This is a genomic window from Amycolatopsis keratiniphila (assembly GCF_000400635.2).
GTDB classification, from domain to species: domain Bacteria; phylum Actinomycetota; class Actinomycetes; order Mycobacteriales; family Pseudonocardiaceae; genus Amycolatopsis; species Amycolatopsis keratiniphila.
Genome location: NC_021252.1, coordinates 7,646,438 through 7,663,295, shown reverse-complemented (window position 1 = coordinate 7,663,295; position 16,858 = coordinate 7,646,438). Strand labels below are relative to the sequence as shown.

Sequence of the window (16,858 nt, the reverse complement as noted above, 5' to 3'; positions counted from 1 at the left end):
GTGCTCGGGTCTTGGCGACAACGCTTCCCCGGAAACGCTGAGATATCACTCAGACTCCGCCTTCCCGGCTGAGATGGCGCTGAGAGGTCGCGCGTGAGCTGGTGAAAGCGTGAATGATGAAGGACGTGAAACCTCGAGTACTGGTGGTCGACGACGAACCCGGCGTGCGCAAGGCGTTGCAGCGGGGGCTGCGCGCCGAGGACATGGACGTGGTCACGGCGGCCGACGGGCCCAGCGGCCTGCGGCTCGCGCAGACGGGCTCCTTCGACGTCGTCCTGCTCGACATCATGCTTCCGGGGCTTTCCGGCTACCGCGTACTCGAACGGCTGCGCGCGCTCGGCGTCACCACGCCGGTGCTGATGATCTCGGCGAAGGACGGCGAGGTCGACCAGGCCGACGGTCTCGATCTCGGCGCCGACGGCTACCTCGTGAAGCCGTTCTCATTCGTCGTACTGGTCGCGCAGGTGCGCGCGGTGCTGCGGCGGGCGTCGCCGGACGGGACCCGCGGGCCGCTGCGCATCGGCGCGCTCGAAGTCGACCGGAGCCTGCGGCAGGTCCGCTACGACGGCGTCGACGTGGCGTTCAGCCCCCGCGAGTTCGCGCTGCTGGAGGTGCTGGCGGGCCGGGCCGGAACGGTCGTCACCAAGGACGAGCTGCTGCGCGCCGTCTGGGGCGACGAGCAGGCCGCGACCCGCAACGTCGTCGAGGTCTACGTCGGCTACGTGCGCCGCAAACTCGACGCGGTCGGCGCCGGCGCACTGGTCAGGACCGTGCGCGGGCACGGATACCTGGCCTCGGATCCGCAGCTCGACGAAGTGATCGCCCCGGCGGGACAGGGGTGATCGGCTCGCCGTCTTGGTGGCGCCGCCGATCGCTCCAGGTCCGGATCACCCTGCTCGCGGCCACGGTCACGCTCGGCTTCCTGCTCGGGCTGGCGGCGGTCGCCGGGGACAACCTGCAACCGCTGCTCATCGGCTCGGTCGACGACGAACTGAGCGCTCAGCTGGAGACCGCGAAGGCCGACGTCTCGGCCGGGCGGACACCCTCGGGGTCGGCGGTCACCGTCCGCGTCCTCGACACCGCGGGCGGCCCGGTGGACGGCCTGCCGCCGTCGAATCTCGGGCCCACGGACGTCCGCGCGCTGAAGGCGGGCGAATCGGTCACGACCGGCGGCGAGCACAGCTGGCGCTGGGCGGGCACCGTCGTCACCGCGCCCGACGGTCAGCAACGCCTGGTCGTCGCGGGGGCCGGCCTGGTCGGCTTCGCGACGGCCGTGCACTCCGGCGGCTTGTGGCTGTTCGTGGTCGCGTCCGTCGGCGCGGTGGGCGCGGGGATCGCGACGTGGCTGCTGGTGCGGTTCGCCCTGCGGCCGGTGGCGCGGATGCGCGGATCGGTGCGGGCGCTCCCGCCGGGCGCGCGGCTGCCGCTCCCCGATTCGCACGACGAACTCCGCGCGCTGGCCGAGGAGTTCAACGCGTTGCTGGCGCGGCAGGAGGAGGGCGCCGACCGGCTCCGGCGGTTCACCGGGGACGCCGCGCACGAGCTCCGCTCGCCGGTCGCGTCGATCCGCGTGCAGGCCGAGGTCGCCGTCGCCAATCCCGATCCCGATCTCTCGCAGGAGACGCTTTCGGACATCCTGGAGGAGGCGGAACGGCTTTCCGCGCTGCTCGACGGGCTGCTGGCGCTGGCGAGGTCGGACGCGGGGGAGGTCCCGCCCGCGGAACCGGTCGAGCTGGTGAGCGAGGTACGGGCCGCGGTCGCGCGGATGCCCGCCGGCGCTCCCGAGATCCGGGTGAGCGGCACGGTCGGCACGGCGTGGGCGCTGGCCACGCACGCCGAGGTCGAGCTGGTGCTGAGCAATCTGCTGCGCAACGCCTGCCGGTACGCGCGGGCCGAGATCGTGGTGTCGGTGCTCGCGGCGCGGTCCACCGTGCGGGTGGTGGTCGACGACGACGGGCCGGGTATCGCCCCTGAGCACCGGGAACGCGTCTTCGACCGCTTCTACCGCGTGTCCGACTCGCGGGCGCGGTCCTCCGGCGGCACCGGGCTGGGATTGGCGATGGTCGCGGAGGCCGTCCGGCGCCGGGGAGGCCGGGTGCGCGTCGGCGAATCCCCCGACGGCGGTGCCCGTTTCCAGGTCGTCTGGCAGGCGGCGCGACCGTAGGGTGTGCGCGTGGTGATCGTGGGCGCCGCCATCGTGCGGGACGGACAGCTGCTGGCGCAGCAGCGGGCTTGGCCCGCCGACCACGCCGGGCAATGGGAACTGCCGGGCGGGCGGGTCGAGGACGGCGAAAGCGACGAGGCCGCCTTGGCGCGGGAATGCCTGGAGGAGCTGGATGTCGCCGTGACGGTCGCGGGCCGCGTCGGCGAAGACGTGCCGCTGCCGAAGGGGAAGGTGCTGCGGATCTACGCCGCCTCGCTGGTCAGCACGGGGGACGAGCCGCGGGCGGTCGAGCACAAGGACGTCCGGTGGATCTCCGCGCGCGAACTCGACGACCTCGACTGGTTGCCCGCCGACCGGATCCTCCTGCCCGCTCTGCACGCCCTGCTCACAAGTCCGTGAAGGCCTCCTTGAGGGACTCTGGGTCCCTCAAGGAGGCCTTCACGGACTTCGGGTACTGGGCGCGTGTGTCATGAAAGGGTCGTTCAGGACGAAATATGTCCTGAACGACCCTTTCATGACACTCGGGGACCGCCGCGGCACGAGAACTTCAGCCGGCGCCGATGAGCCGCAGCGCCGACTGGAGCCGGTGCTCACCCCGTTCCGCCGCCCGGACGGCGCCCGCCTTGCGGACCCGCTCCAGCTCACCGGGGTCGGCCAGCAGCGCCAGGGCGCGCTCCCGGACCGGCCGCAGCTCCTCGATGAGCGCCTCGGCGACGGCCTCCTTCACCTGGCCGTAGGAGTCGAACCGGTCCGCGAGGACCTCGGGCTTCTCGCGCGTACAAGCCGCGAGGATGTCCAGCAGGTTCGCCATCCCCGGCCGGGTTTCCGGCGCGTAGGCGGGCTTCGACCCGCCGTCGGTCTTCGCGCGTTTGACCTTCCGGCGGACCTGGTCGGGTTCGTCGAGGACGAAGATGACCCCGGCCTCTTCCTTCGTCGACTTCGACATCTTCCGCGTCGGCTCGGCGAGGTCCATGACCCGCGCGCCGGCGGGCGGCAGCACCGCCTTCGGCATGGTGAACACGTCGCCGTAGGTGGTGTTGAACCGCTTCGCCAGCGTTCTCGCCAGCTCGACGTGCTGCCGCTGGTCCTCGCCGACCGGGACCTCGTCCGCGCCCTGCAGCAGGATGTCGGCCGCCATCAGCACCGGATAGGTCAGCAGGGACAGCCGGACACCGGCGCGGCCCTTCGACTTCTCCTTGAACTGGATCATCCTGGCGGCCTCGCCGTAGTTGCAGGTGCACTCCAGGACCCAGTTGAGAGCACCCAGCTCGCGGGCGATGTCGGATTGCACGAACACGCGGTCCGGCTCGATCCCGGCCGCGATCAGCACGGCCAGCTGCTCCGACGCCATCGAGCGCAGTTTCGCCGGATTGTGCGAGTTCGTCATGGCGTGCAGGTCGGAGACGAAGTACAGGTCGTCCGGCCCGCCCTCGTCGGCCCAGCGCCGGATGGCCCCCAGGTGGTTCCCGACGTGGACGTGGCCGGACGGGGTGATCCCGGACAACCTGATCATCTGCCTTCTTCCTTCCGGATTCGGGCCGCCCCAGGGTCCGGGCACGAAAAAGGCCGCCCGGTGGGGCGGCCTGGTGGTGCGCTCGTCTGGTTCAGCGCAGGACTTCGGGGCCGCCGGAGGGCGGCCACCACTGGGCGTTCTGCGCGCGCATGGCGACGATCTTACCGCAGCCCGGAAAGCAGGGGCGGATCACTCATTCCGGGCACGCGGCGTCAACACTTCATATCAGCCGGGGCAGTACGTCCGTCATATTGGCGATCCGGGTTTACCTTCGACTCATGTTTGTCGTCCTGCTGACCTACACCGCGCCCATCGAAGAAATCGACTACGTGCTCCCTGATCACGCCGACTGGCTGACCAAGCAGTACGAACACGGCAATTTCCTCGCCTCCGGCAGGCGCAACCCGCGCATCGGCGGCGTCATCATCACCAAGCCCATGGCCAGGGGAAAGCTGGACGCGATCCTCGCGACCGACCCCTTCTCGGTCAAGCACATGGCGAGCTACGAGGTGATCGAGTTCTCGCCGACCCGGACCGCGCCGGAACTGCGGGCGATCAACGAGGCGGTGGTGCACTGACGATCTTCTAAGCGGCCTTCGCGATCTTCGTTTTCGCCTTTTTCAGTGCGAGAACGGGGCATTTGCCGCACCGCGACTTCGACCGGCAGCATTTCTTCTTGACCTTGCCGGACTTCATCCATTTGCGCACGAGCTTGTGCGGGTCGTCGGACGGTTTCTTGCCCACGCGCGCTCCTTCTCCGACCGGTGTCGGCGACCTCTACACGTTAGGTGAGCCTAACCGATCTGGGGGCGTGGGGCTGCTCACAGTCGGGCTACAGGTATCCTGGTTTGGTCCGCGTAAGGCCAAAGTCGGCCGGGCGTGTCTCGAACGCGCGAGCGCGGGCACCACACCCGAACTTGAAACCTTTGGAGCCTTCGCGTGCCCGCAGCCAGCGCCACCGCAGTCGATGCCGGCCGCTCGTCCGGCAAGACCCGGCCCGACCTGCGCAACGTCGCCATCGTCGCACACGTCGACCACGGCAAGACGACCCTCGTCGACGCGATGCTCCGGCAGTCCGGTGCCTTCGAGGAGCGCGCCGAACTCGTCGACCGCGTGATGGACTCCGGGGAGCTCGAGCGGGAAAAGGGCATCACGATCCTCGCGAAGAACACCTCCATCCGGCGCCAGACCGACGAGGGCATGGTGACGATCAACGTCATCGACACCCCCGGTCACGCCGACTTCGGCGGCGAGGTCGAACGCGGCCTGTCCATGGTGGACGGTGTCGTGCTGCTGGTCGACGCCAGCGAGGGGCCGCTCCCGCAGACCCGGTTCGTGCTCCGCAAGACCCTCGAGGCCGGCCTGCCGGTGATCCTGGTCGTCAACAAGACCGACCGGCCCGACGCGCGGATCTCCGAGGTCGTCGAGGAGACCCACGACCTCCTGCTCGACCTTGCCGGTGACATCGAGGACGCCGACCTCGACGCGATCCTCGACCTCCCGGTCGTCTTCGCCTCCGCCCGGTCCGGCAAGGCGAGCCTCGAGCAGCCCGCCGACGGCGAGGTGCCCGAGAGCGAGAACCTCGACCCGCTGTTCGAGACGCTCCTGCGTCACGTGCCGCCGCCCTTCGCCGACCGTGAGGGCCCGCTGCGCGCGCTGGTCACCAACCTCGACGCGTCGAACTTCCTCGGCCGGATCGCGCTGATCCGCATCCACTCCGGCAGCCTGCGCAAGGGCCAGACGGTCGCGTGGATGCGCGAGGACGGCGAAGTCAGCTCCGTCCGCATCTCCGAACTGCTCGTCACCGAGGCGCTCACCCGTGTCCCGGCGACCGAGGCCAGCGCGGGCGAGCTGGTCGCCATCGCCGGCATCCCGGAGATCACCATCGGCGACACCCTCGCCGACGTCGACAACCCGGAGGCCCTGCCCCGGATCGCCGTCGACGAGCCCGCCATCTCGATGACCATCGGCGTCAACACCTCGCCGCTGGCCGGCCGCAACGGCGGCGACAAGGTCACCGCCCGGCTGGTGAAGGCGCGCCTCGACCAGGAGCTGATCGGTAACGTCTCGATCCGCGTCCTGCCGACCGAGCGCCCCGACACCTGGGAGGTCCAGGGCCGTGGCGAGCTGGCGCTGGCCATCCTCGTCGAGCAGATGCGCCGTGAGGGCTTCGAGCTGACCGTCGGCAAGCCGCAGGTGGTCACCCGGATGATCGACGGCAAGCTGCACGAGCCGTTCGAGCGGCTGTCGATCGACTCGCCCGAGGAGCACCTCGGCGCGATCACCCAGCTGCTCGCCGCCCGCAAGGGCCGCATGGAGCACATGGGCGGGCACGGCTCGGGCCGCATCAAGCTCGACTACGTCCTCCCGGCGCGCGGCCTGATCGGCTTCCGCACCGACTTCCTCACCGAGACCCGCGGCACCGGTATCGCGAACCACGTGTTCGAGGGCTACCAGCCGTGGGCGGGCGAGATCCGCACCCGGCACTCCGGTTCCCTGGTCGCCGACCGGTCCGGCCCGATCACCGCGTACGCGATGATCCAGCTGGCCGACCGCGGCACCTTCTTCGTCGAGCCGGGCGCCGAGGTGTACGAGGGCATGGTCGTGGGCGAGAACCCGCGCGCCGAGGACCTCGACATCAACATCACCAAGGAGAAGAAGCTCACCAACATGCGCTCCTCCACCGGTGACGTGATGGAGACGCTGGCCCGGCCGCGCAAGATGGGCCTGGAAGAGGCGCTGGAGTTCTGCGCCGTGGACGAGTGCGTCGAGGTCGCCCCCGACGTCGTCCGCGTCCGCAAGGTCACGCTGGACATCAACCAGCGCGCCAAGGAGCGCAACCGCAACAAGAACCGCGGCTGAGCCGAGGCCACGATGGGTCGTGAGTGGCGATTCGGGTTCTAGCCCGAATCGCCACTCACGAGGCCGGGGTTGCCGCACTCACGCGAGTCACGCCTCCGCTCACACCGCGCCTGGTCCCAAGTCCGTGAAGGCCTCTTGGAGTCATGGGGTTGTTGCAACACCGTCTGTGGGAAGGGGCGGGGTTGTGCGGGTTTATCGATGGTTGCCGCGGTCGGTGCGGGTGGGGTTTTGGGATCAGGTCCGGGCCGGGGTGGCGGCGAAGCCGGCGGCGCGGGCGGTGGGGTTGTCCCCGACGACGGGGGTGCGGTTGTTCCGGCAGGCTGGCGGGGTGATCGGTAACGCACCCTGTCGGCCTGGGCCGGTCCGGTTGAGCCTGGCCGAGCGGGAAGAGATCGCCTGCTTGACCGCCGCGGGCCTGGGGCCCCGGGCGATCGGGCGGGCGATCGGCCGCCCGGCCTCCACGGTGTCACGCGAGCTGGCCCGTAACACCGGCCGCTCGGGCGCTTATCGGGCCGTTAGCGCCCAGCACACGGCCGAGGAACGCGCGAAACGACCGAAGGCCGCGAAGCTGGCCGCGGACCCCGTGTTGCGCCAGGTGGTGCAGGACAGGCTGGACCGCAAGTGGTCACCGCGTCAGATCGCGCGGAGACTGGTGCTGGAGTTCCCCGACCAGCCGGAGATGCGGGTGTCACACGAAACGATCTACCAGGCACTGTATGTGCAGGGCCGGGGCGCGCTGCGCCGTGAACTCACCCAGGCACTGCGGACCGGGCGGGCGCTGCGGATGCCCCGCCGGCAGGCCCAGACCCGCCGGGAACGCACCCCCGGCGGCATCAAGGACATGGTCAACATCAGCGAACGGCCCGCCGAGGCCGCCGACCGCGCCGTCCCCGGCCACTGGGAAGGCGATCTGATCCTGGGCAAGGACAACAAATCCGCGATCGGGACCCTGGTCGAGCGATCGACCCGGTTCGTGATGCTGCTGCACCTGCCCCACGGACGCGACGCCGCCACCGTCGCCACCGCCATGACCGAGATCATCCACACGCTGCCGCCCCTGCTGGCCAAATCCCTGACCTGGGACCAAGGCAAGGAAATGGCCCAGCACCAGCAGATCACCCTGGCCACCGGGATCGACATCTACTTCTGCGACCCGCACGCACCCTGGCAACGCGGCACCAACGAGAACACCAACGGCCTGCTCCGCCAATACTTCCCCAAAGGCACCGACCTCACCCAGCACACCCCAGCCGACCTCGCCCGGGTCGCCACCGAACTCAACGGACGCCCTCGCGAAACCCTCGGCTGGCACACACCCACCGAAGCCCTCGAAGCACTACTCTCAGGCCAACAAACAATGCGTGTTGCAACCACCACGTGAATCCACCCCTCCTTGAGGGACCCAGAGTCCCTCAAGGAGGCCTTCACGGACTTCGGACCAGTGACACACGGTTGGTTCTAGCCCGAATCGCCACCCACGACCACTTGTACCGATCGGTCGCGTGACTGGGTGGACGACACGGGTGATCAGACGGACGACACACGTGATTGGCTGGACGACACCTTGACGCGACCGGCCCTGCCGCGAGCCGTCCGGCTGGACACGTGTGTCGTCCACTCGATCACCCGTGTCGTCCGTCTGATCACGGGCGCCGTCCCAACGCCGAAGGGCGTCTGCTCACTCACCGTGAGTAGGCGCCCTTCGACGTTTCCGGCGCCGAATATGGTCACGCACCGTATTCGATCGAGCGTTCTTCGTTAAAGAAGGGTCCTTTCCCTGCAATTCCGAGGGAAAGCGATCGCCCTTTTCGGACGGTGTTCACAACACCGGAACGCCAGGCGCCGGAACGACGGCGCAGCGGCCGCACGCGCCCGTTGGCGGAATGCGGACCCGGCCGCCGCGAAACGAAAAAGCCTAAATGCGTCCGGATAGGACTCCCGATCGCGATCGTTTCGGTCGTGAATCGTCCGGTGCCGAACATTCCGGCGGGCGTTCCGGAATGTTCCGGGTTTGCGGAACCGATTGCCGGAGTATCGCGATCGGGTGTGCCCGAAAAGGTCCGGCGGGGCAGGAACCCCGAGCGGCTCCCGGACGTCTTCCGGGGGAGGACGGCATCCGGTCGGGCGACGGCCGGGCCGATATGGGAATCTCGCTGCCGAGGCCATGTCCGGCGTGATAGCTCTATGGCGACGGGGCGAGGGACAAACCAGGAGGATCCAGGCGTGCGGTCACGGACCACAGCGGCACCCATGCTGGCGTGCGCGGCGGTGCTCCTCGCCGCCTGCAGCAACACCCCGCCCCCGCCCGTGGTCAGCTCTTCGGCGTCCCCGGTGAGCACGTCGACCACGAAGACGCCTTCGCAGGTCGTCGTGGGGGTCGACGACGTCCTCGGCGGCTACAACCCGCACAACCTCGCCGACGCGTCCCAGGTGACGTCGGCGCTCTCGCAGCTGCTGCTCCCGTCGGTGTTCCGCCCCAAGGACGACGGCAGCGTCGAGCTGGACAAGAACCTGATGAAGTCCGCCGAGGTCGTCTCGCAGCAGCCGTTCACGGTCGCGTACACGATCCGCCCGGACGCCTCGTGGTCCGACAGCGCGCCGATCGCGGCCGAGGACTTCGCGTACCTCCGCGAGGCGATGCGCGACCAGCCGGGCGTCATCGGAGCCGCCGGCTACCGGCTGATCTCGGACATCCAATCGCGTGAAGGCGGCAAGCGGGTCGAGGTCACCTTCTCCAAGCCGTACCCGGGCTGGCAGACGCTCTTCGGCAACCTCCTGCCCGCCCATCTGCTCAAGGACGCCCCGAACGGGTGGCAGGGCGCGCTGGCGACGGCGTTCCCGGCCGTCGGTGGCCCGTACTCGATCAAGGGTCTCGACACCGCGCGCGGAGAGATCACCCTGGAGCGCAACGAGCGCTATTGGGAGAAACCCTCCGCCCTCGACCGGATCGTGCTCCGTGCGGCCGATCAGGAGGGCACACTGGCCGCGCTGCGCAGCGGCAACGACCAGTTCGCGATGACCAGGACCGACGGCACCGGCCTCAAACGGCTCGGCGAACTCGGCTCCGCCGTCCAGTTGCACACGGTCGCGCGTCCCACGGTCGCGCAGATCCTCCTGCGGCCGGTGAGTTCGACGCTGTCGGATCCCAAGGTGCGCGAAGGCGTCACCGCGCTGATCGACCGCGGCAAGCTGATCGCGGAGGCGACCGACGGCGGCCCGTCGGACAAGCTCCGCGCCGACGCCCAGGTCCGCGTCCCGTCGGCCCCCGGTTTCCAGCCGACGATCCCGGCCCCGGGCCCGCCGTCGGCGGCCGACCCGGTCAAGGGCGAGGAACTGCTCAAATCCGCCGGATACGCCAAGGAAGCCGGAACCTGGCGGAAGAACGGGAAGAACCTTTCGCTGGTCGTCGCGTCGCCCGCCAAGCAGGAGCCGTACGCGACGATCGCCAAGGAACTGACGGCCCAACTGGTGGCCGCGGGGATCGAGGTCAACGCGATCGCGCCGCAGCCGAGGGAGCTGTTCTCGACCCTGCTCGCCATGCCGGTGCTGAACGGGATCCAGCAGACGACGCCGGAGGGCGCGGGCAATGTCGGCATCGACATCGCGGTGATCGGCCAGGTCACCGGGGGTGCGGACGTCGCGTCGACGCTGGCGTCGAGCTTCGGCTGCCGCCCCGATCAGCTCGCCGACAAGACCAAGGCCGTCGTCCCGGCGAACCCGCTGGGCTTCTGCGATCCGGCCCTGCAGCCGTCGATCGACGCCGCGCTGACCGGCGCCACCCCGGCCGCGGACGCGCTTTCGGCCCTCGAACCGGAATTGTGGCGTCGGAATGTTGCCATTCCGTTGTTCCAGCTGGCCGATACCCTCGCCATCGGCTCTGGTATTTCCGGAGTAACCGCTGGTCCTCCTATGGTGGGCCCTTTCGGGTCTGCGGTGAACTGGACGAGGGGTCCGAAGTAGCCGTTTCGAGTCCGAGCCGGACCCTGGAGGGTGACCTTTCCCGGCACGTTCGAGTGGCGGACTGATTCCTCAAGGTAACCGGTGTATTTCTTGAAGACAGCCGCAAGTTACCCTTTGGTCACGATCGCCCCGGAACTGGTGACTGTTCGTGCATTTCCTTTCTAGCGTGCACCCGCAGTGCGCCAAATGAGTGTCGCTTGGCGTGTCATAGGCTCCGGGCCATCTCACCGGAGCGGTGTGGGGTCCTGTTCCGATCTCAGGAGCCCAGTGCTAGGAGGGCACACTTCATGAGGAAGTCCAAGGCAGTCTCCGCCTGGTCGCTGGTCGCGGCCTCCGCGCTTGTGCTGAGCGCATGCAGCGGTGGCGACAGCGGTAGTACCGACCAGAACGGGTCGTCGACCGATATCAAGAGCATGGCGACCGGCAAGGCGCAGAACGGCGAAAACTTCAAGCTCGCGGACACCCCGGGGTACGAAGGCACCGTCACGGTGGGCATCGACGACGGGTACTCGGGCTACAACAACGACACGCCCGACACCAACACGTCGTACAACAACTACATCCTGACCGCTGTCCTCACCGGCTCCATGGTCCTCGATGGCAACAACAAGGTTCTGCTTAACAACGACGTGCTCGACTCCTGGGAGGTCACTTCCAAGGCGCCGCAGACGGTGGTCTACAAGATCAAGCCGAACGTCAAGTGGTCCGACGGCCAGGCTTGGGACTGTGACGACTTCTACCTGGCCTGGCTGTCGCACAGCGGTAAGGCCAAGACCGCCGACGGCAAGCAGGCCTTCCTCTCCGCTTCGACGACCGGCTACCAGCTAATCAACGAGGCGACTTGCAAGGACGATCTGACCTTCGAGACCAAGTACACCGAGCCGTACCTCGACTACAAGGGCCTCTTCAACACGCCGGCCTTGATGCCCGCGCACATCCTCGAAGCGAAGACGGGCATCGCCGACATCACCAAGCTGACCCCGACCAGCGACGCGGCCCAGCTGAAGAAGGCCGGCGACTTCTGGACCAACGACTGGAAGGGCTTCAAGGCGGACATCATGCCCGCCTCCGGTCCGTACAAGATCACCGCGTTCGACGCCAACCAGAAGGCCGTCACGCTCGAGAAGAACCCGAACTGGATCGGTGGCAAGGGCGGCCCCTCCAAGATCGTCGTGAAGGCGATGGAGGACACCAAGGCCATGGCGACCGCGCTGCAGAACGGTGAGATCGACATCGCCGCTTCGACCCAGCCCGACGCCACCGCGGCCAACACCATGAAGGGCCTTTCCGCCCAGGGTGTGACCTACGGTTCGGCCTCGCAGCTGACCTTCGAGCACATCGACCTCAACTACAAGCGCATGTTCAAGGACAAGGACCTGCGCAAGGCGTTCTTCGAGGTCGTCAACCGCCAGGAGATCACCGACAAGCTGCTGAAGGAGGTCCAGGCCGATGCGACCCCGCTGAACAGCGTCGTGTTCATGCCGGGCGAGCAGGGCTTCAAGGACCTGTACAGCAGCAAGGCCGGCCTGGGTGCCGATGCCGCTGCCAAGACGCTGAGTGACGCCGGCTGGGTCAAGGGTGGCGACGGCATCTTCGCGAAGAACGGCCAGCGCGCGTCGTTCAAGATCTCGCACAACCAGAACGCCCGCCGTCAGCAGACCGTCGAGATCATCATCTCGCAGGCCAAGGCCGCCGGTATCGAGATCACGGACGACCAGGACGCGAACTTCCTGAAGGGTGGCCGTCTCGCGGCCAGCGACTACGACGCCGCGCTCTTCGGTTGGTCTCAGCAGCCGTTCAAGGCCGAGGCGAAGTCGATCTACATCACCCGTGTCGACGACAGCAGCCAGAACTACCAGGGCTTGTCGAACCCGACGATCGACTCCGCCTTCGAGGCGGCCGTGAAGGCCACCGACGAGGCATCCCAGGTGGAGAACTACCAGAAGGCCGACCAGGCGATCGCGGACGAGTACGCGTCGCTGCCGCTGTTCCAGACCCCGTCCATGTGGGCGTTCAAGGGCATCGACCGCACGTACATGCAGTCGTACAACGGTGTCCTTTGGAACGTCGGTGAGTGGGAGCAGAAGAAGTAGGGCCTTCCGCCCCGCTTTTTCACCACTCGCTTACGCGATCCTGGTGGTACGGGGGCCCGGCCACAAGCCGGGCCCCCGTACCCGCCGGAAGTAGCTGTTGACCGTAGGGTTACCGCCACTACGGTGGACAACCGGGCAGCGGTCCAGCACTTCGGCGACCAGGCCCGGATGAGGAGCAGTTCGTTGAACCTGGTGATCTACATTCTTCGCCGTCTGGCGATATCGATTCCCGTCCTGTTGGTCGGGACTTTCCTGTGTTTCGTCATGGTCGCCGGCACCGGTGACCCGCTCGCCGAGATGAAGAGCAACCCGGCGATGAGCAAGGAAGCCATCGCGCAGATGGCCTCGCAGCTCGGGCTGGACCAGAGCATCGTGCCCCGGTACTTCACTTGGCTCGGCAACTTCGTCACCGGCGACTGGGGCGTGTCCATCGCACAGGGCAACGCGCAGGCCCCGGTGTTCCCGAAGGTCATGGCCGCGTTCGAGGTCACCTTGAAGCTCGTGGTCGGTGCCGAGATCCTCGCGCTCATCCTCGGCGTCCTCGTCGGTGTGGTCGCGGCGGTCAAGCAGTACTCGATCATCGACTACATCGCCACCACGCTGGCCTTCCTGCTGTTCTCGATGCCGATCTTCTGTGTCGCCATCGTGCTCAAGCGGTACGCGATCGAGTTCAACGGCTGGGTGCGCGACCTGGGACTGTCCGATGTGCTCGGTAATCCCTGGATCCGCACCACGAGTCCGGAATCGCTGAATTTCGACGGTCCAGGCGGATTCCTGGCCAGTTACATCGGTGCCTATCTGCTGCCGACACTGTCCATCATGGCCATCAGCTTCGCCGCCTACAGCCGGTTCCAGCGCGCTTCGATGCTGGAGACGCTGAACGCGGACTACGTGCGGACCGCGCGTGCGAAGGGACTCGCCAACGGCCGGGTCATCTTCCGCCACGCCTTCCGTAACGCGCTCATCCCGGTGACCACGCTGTTCTCCGTCAACTTCGGTGCCGTGCTCTCGGGCGCGATCATCACCGAGACGGTGTTCAACTGGAATGGCATGGGCAAGCTGCTCGTCGAAGCCGTGACCAAGAGCGATACGCAGGTGATGATGGGGTGGCTGGTGCTCATCGCCAGCAGCATCATCGTCGCCAACCTGATCGCCGACCTGATGTACGGCATCCTGGACCCGAGGATTCGCGTTGGCTGACTTGAACTCCCTTATCGCGGCGGAAGGCTCCAAGTCCGCCGACGGCACGCTCCCGGACGAGGCGCTGCCCGAGCCCCAGAGTCAGGGCAAGCTGGTCCTGCGCAAGTTCCTGCGGCACAAGCTGGCCATGGTCTGCACCGGCGTCCTGCTGCTGCTCGTGCTGACCGTCATCATCATGCCGATCTTCTGGCCGCACAGCTACGAGGACAGCTCCTTCCCGTCCTTCGCCAAGCCCAGCGCGGAATATCCGCTCGGGACGACGCAGGTCGGCAAGGAAATGGTGTCGCAGATCCTGCGCGGCACCCAGTACTCGCTGCTGATCGCGCTCATCGTGTCGCTCGTCGCCACCACCATCGGCACCGTTTTCGGTGCCATGGCGGGGTATCTGCGTGGCTTCACCGACTCCGCGATCTCCCGCGTGACGGATCTGTTCCTGATCGTCCCGCAGATCGCCGCCGCCGCCATCCTGGCGAAGGTGTTCGGTGGCGGTACCTGGTACATCGTCGCGATGGTGCTGGCGGCCTTCGGCTGGATGCCGATCGCCCGTATCGCCAGGGCCGAGTCGATGTCGCTGTCCCAGCGCGAGTTCGTGGACGCCGCCCGCGCGTCCGGTGCCGGGACGTTCCACATCGTGTTCAAGCACCTGGTGCCGAACATGGTCGGCCTCATCACGGTCAACGCGACCCTCGCGATCGCGCAGGCCGTGCTGATCGAGGCGGCACTGTCGTTCATCGGGCTCGGGGTGCAGCTGCCGGACACTTCGCTCGGCCGCGTCATCCTCGAGAACTACGCGCAGCTGCAGGCGCGGCCGGCGCTGTTCTTCGGCCCGTTCATCGTGCTGGTGCTGATCTCGCTGACGATCAACTTCATCGGTGACGGCCTGCGGGACGCTTTCGACCCGCGGCAGCGCCGTCAGAAGGCCTGAGGCCCTCTTTAGCGCGTGAAGGCCCCCTTCCTTCGGCTCAGCCGCGGGAAGGGGGCCTTCACGCGCTTGGGGGCACGGGAGGCGGTACTCGCGTGTCTGGAAGCGGCATTCGCGTGATTGAAGACGTAACTCGCGTGATTGGAGCCGTAACTCGCGCATGCGGCCCCAAACACGCGAGTTCCGCCTTCAGACACGCGAGTTACGGCTCTGATCACGCGTGATCCGGCTCCGGACACGCGAGTGACGCCCAGATACACAAAGGCCCCCTTCACCGCGTCCAGCGCGGCGAAGGGGGCCTTCACGTAAGCGTCAGTCGGCCACCGGGGCCAGCTTGCCCGCCTCCCAGGCGGCACGCCGCTCGGCCTGCAGCACCGGGTCCGCGACCGGGGCGGCCGAGAGCAGACGACGGGTGTAGTCCTCGCGCGGCGAGTGCAGCACCTGGTCACGCGTGCCGACCTCGACCAGCTTGCCGTGCTGCATCACCGCGACCCGGTCGGCCAGCAGGTCGACGACGGCCAGGTCGTGGCTGATGAACAGGCAGGCGAACTGCAGCGAGCGCTGCAGGTCAAGGAACAGGTCCAGCACGCGGGCCTGCACCGACACGTCGAGCGCCGAGGTCGGCTCGTCCGCGATCAGCAGCGCCGGGTCGAGCGAGAGCGCCCGCGCGATGGCGACGCGCTGGCGCTGGCCGCCGGACAGCTCGTGCGGGTACCGGTTGCGGTAGTGACCGCCGAGCTCGACCTTGTCCAAAAGGGACGTCACGCGCTCGTTCAGGGCCTTGCCCTGCAGGAACTTGTGCAGCACCATCGGCTCGGCGATCGATTCGCCGATGGTCATCTTCGGGTCCAGTGTGGACGCCGGGTCCTGGAACACGATCGAGAAGTAGCGGCGCAGCGGGCGCAGCTCCTTGTTCGACATGTTCGTGATGTCCTTGCCCGCGATCGACACGGTGCCCGCGGTCGGGGTCAGCAGGCGGATCGCGCAGCGGCCGACGGTCGACTTGCCGGAGCCGGATTCGCCGACCAGGCCGACGATCTCACCCTTGGCGATGCTCAGCGAGACGTCGTCCACCGCGCGGTTCTTCGCCTGGCCGCGGCGGCCGGGGTACTCCAGCACGAGGTTCTTGATCTCGAGCGCGGGCGCGTTCTCCTCGATCACCGCGGCGAGCTCGGAGTCTTCGAGCCGGATCTCCTCGGCGATCTTCGTGGCCTCGTCGCTGTCGGCGGAGATGCCCTCGTCGTCGAGCAGGCGGCGGCCCTCGGGACGCTGGCCCAGCACGGGCACCGCGGCGAGCAGCTTGCGGGTGTACTCCTGCGACGGCGACGCGAACAGCTCGCGCACCGGCGCCTCTTCGACGATGTTGCCCTGGTACATCACGACCACGCGGTCGGCGAGGTCGGCGACGACGCCCATGTCGTGCGTGATCAGCACGATCGCGGTGTTGAGGGTGTCACGCAGCTTGCGCAGCAGGCCGAGGATCTCCGCCTGCACGGTGACGTCGAGCGCGGTGGTCGGCTCGTCGGCGATGATGACCTTCGGGTCGCACGAGATCGCCATCGCGATGACGACGCGCTGGCGCAGACCGCCCGAGAGCTGGTGCGGGTACTGCTTGAAGCGCAGCGGCGGGTTCGGGATGCCGACCATCTCCAGCAGCTCGACGGCGCGCTTGTCGGCGGCTTCCTTCGAGATGTCCTGGTGCGAGCGGAGGGCTTCGCGCAGCTGCCAGCCGACGGTGTAGACCGGGTTCAGCGCGGTCATCGGCTCCTGGAAGATCATCGCGACCTGGTTGCCGCGGATCTTCTGGAGGTCCTTCTCCTTAAGGTCGGCCAGGTTGCGGTCGCCGAGGCGGAGCTCGCCCGCGATCCGGCTCGTCTTCGGGAGCAGCCCGAGCACCGACATCGAGGTCACCGACTTGCCGGAACCGGACTCGCCGACCACGGCGACGATCTCACCCGGCTTGACGTCGAAACCGATGCCCTTGACGGCGTTGACCACGCCCTCGTCGGTCGGGAACGAGACGCTCAGGTCGGAGATGGACAGAACCGAACCCGACACGCCGCCGAGGTCCGACGATGCTGCTTCAGTGCTCACCAAGATGCCCTTCGTGGGGGTACATATGGTCACGGCGCATCGGCCATGAC

13 protein-coding genes are annotated in these 16,858 nt (G+C 67.9%); 10 read left to right on the top strand and 3 right to left on the bottom strand.

Going from position 1 to position 16,858, the window contains the following annotated elements; translation table 11 throughout:
* Positions 1 to 113: 113 nt before the first annotated feature.
* Genes AORI_RS75260 through AORI_RS75250 form a run of 3 tightly spaced genes read left to right on the top strand, consistent with a single transcriptional unit; the run spans position 114 to position 2,563 of the window.
* A complete protein-coding gene (locus AORI_RS75260) occupies positions 114 to 842 on the top strand; it encodes a response regulator transcription factor (protein ID WP_016337128.1) in 729 nt (242 codons plus the stop codon).
* Entirely contained in the window at positions 839 to 2,164 is a 1,326-nt protein-coding gene (locus AORI_RS75255; RefSeq protein WP_016337127.1) for an ATP-binding protein, read from the top strand. The genes AORI_RS75260 and AORI_RS75255 overlap by 4 nt, the downstream gene beginning before the upstream one ends.
* 9 nt (positions 2,165 to 2,173) lie before the next feature.
* Positions 2,174 to 2,563, top strand: a complete 390-nt coding sequence (locus AORI_RS75250; RefSeq protein WP_016337126.1) for a (deoxy)nucleoside triphosphate pyrophosphohydrolase — start codon at positions 2,174 to 2,176, stop codon at positions 2,561 to 2,563.
* Between the two features lie 148 nt (positions 2,564 to 2,711).
* Here the strand turns inward: AORI_RS75250 and trpS are convergent, their stop codons facing one another.
* Complete coding sequence (trpS, locus tag AORI_RS75245) at positions 2,712 to 3,677, bottom strand: tryptophan--tRNA ligase (protein ID WP_016337125.1); 966 nt, start codon at positions 3,675 to 3,677, stop codon at positions 2,712 to 2,714.
* A gap of 278 nt (positions 3,678 to 3,955) precedes the next feature.
* Here trpS and AORI_RS75240 point away from each other — a divergent pair, with 278 nt between their 5' ends.
* Positions 3,956 to 4,255 (top strand): YciI family protein, encoded by a 300-nt coding sequence (locus AORI_RS75240; RefSeq protein ID WP_016337123.1) that lies wholly within the window; start codon positions 3,956 to 3,958, stop codon positions 4,253 to 4,255.
* Between the two features lie 7 nt (positions 4,256 to 4,262).
* Here AORI_RS75240 and AORI_RS83965 read toward each other — a convergent pair whose 3' ends face one another.
* Positions 4,263 to 4,421: a hypothetical protein gene (locus tag AORI_RS83965; RefSeq protein WP_167337783.1), complete on the bottom strand. Its 159-nt coding sequence runs from the start codon at positions 4,419 to 4,421 to the stop codon at positions 4,263 to 4,265.
* Between the two features lie 195 nt (positions 4,422 to 4,616).
* Here AORI_RS83965 and typA point away from each other — a divergent pair, with 195 nt between their 5' ends.
* The 6 genes from typA to AORI_RS75210 all read left to right on the top strand — a co-directional run bounded on the left by typA (position 4,617) and on the right by AORI_RS75210 (position 14,717).
* A complete protein-coding gene (gene typA / locus AORI_RS75235; RefSeq protein WP_016337122.1) occupies positions 4,617 to 6,539 on the top strand; it encodes a translational GTPase TypA in 1,923 nt (640 codons plus the stop codon).
* 166 nt (positions 6,540 to 6,705) lie between these two features.
* A complete protein-coding gene (locus tag AORI_RS75230; protein WP_420806970.1) occupies positions 6,706 to 7,920 on the top strand; it encodes an IS30 family transposase in 1,215 nt (404 codons plus the stop codon).
* 869 nt (positions 7,921 to 8,789) lie between these two features.
* A complete protein-coding gene (locus tag AORI_RS75225; protein WP_016337120.1) occupies positions 8,790 to 10,499 on the top strand; it encodes an ABC transporter family substrate-binding protein in 1,710 nt (569 codons plus the stop codon).
* A 287-nt stretch (positions 10,500 to 10,786) separates the two neighbouring features.
* Positions 10,787 to 12,592, top strand: a complete 1,806-nt coding sequence (locus AORI_RS75220) for an ABC transporter family substrate-binding protein (RefSeq protein WP_016337119.1) — start codon at positions 10,787 to 10,789, stop codon at positions 12,590 to 12,592.
* Positions 12,593 to 12,775: 183 nt separating this feature from the next.
* Positions 12,776 to 13,792 (top strand): ABC transporter permease, encoded by a 1,017-nt coding sequence (locus tag AORI_RS75215; RefSeq protein WP_016337118.1) that lies wholly within the window; start codon positions 12,776 to 12,778, stop codon positions 13,790 to 13,792.
* The gene (locus AORI_RS75210; protein ID WP_123798646.1) at positions 13,785 to 14,717 is read left to right on the top strand and encodes an ABC transporter permease; all 933 of its coding nucleotides are present in this window, start codon (positions 13,785 to 13,787) and stop codon (positions 14,715 to 14,717) included. Before AORI_RS75215 ends, AORI_RS75210 begins: the two co-directional genes overlap by 8 nt.
* Before the next feature lie 309 nt (positions 14,718 to 15,026).
* On the opposite strand, the gene AORI_RS75205 is transcribed toward AORI_RS75210, so the two are convergent.
* Positions 15,027 to 16,808 (bottom strand): ABC transporter ATP-binding protein, encoded by a 1,782-nt coding sequence (locus AORI_RS75205; RefSeq protein ID WP_046199862.1) that lies wholly within the window; start codon positions 16,806 to 16,808, stop codon positions 15,027 to 15,029.
* Positions 16,809 to 16,858: the final 50 nt, after the last annotated feature.

What these genes read in the sequence shown, in the direction of transcription:
- AORI_RS75260 (WP_016337128.1), top strand. Translation starts at nt 114, where the DNA reads ATGATGAAGGACGTGAAACCTCGAGTACTGGTGGTCGACGACGAACCC.
- trpS (WP_016337125.1), bottom strand. Translation starts at nt 3,677, where the DNA reads ATGATCAGGTTGTCCGGGATCACCCCGTCCGGCCACGTCCACGTCGGG.
- AORI_RS75240 (WP_016337123.1), top strand. Translation starts at nt 3,956, where the DNA reads ATGTTTGTCGTCCTGCTGACCTACACCGCGCCCATCGAAGAAATCGAC.
- AORI_RS75225 (WP_016337120.1), top strand. Translation starts at nt 8,790, where the DNA reads ATGCTGGCGTGCGCGGCGGTGCTCCTCGCCGCCTGCAGCAACACCCCG.
- AORI_RS75220 (WP_016337119.1), top strand. Translation starts at nt 10,787, where the DNA reads ATGAGGAAGTCCAAGGCAGTCTCCGCCTGGTCGCTGGTCGCGGCCTCC.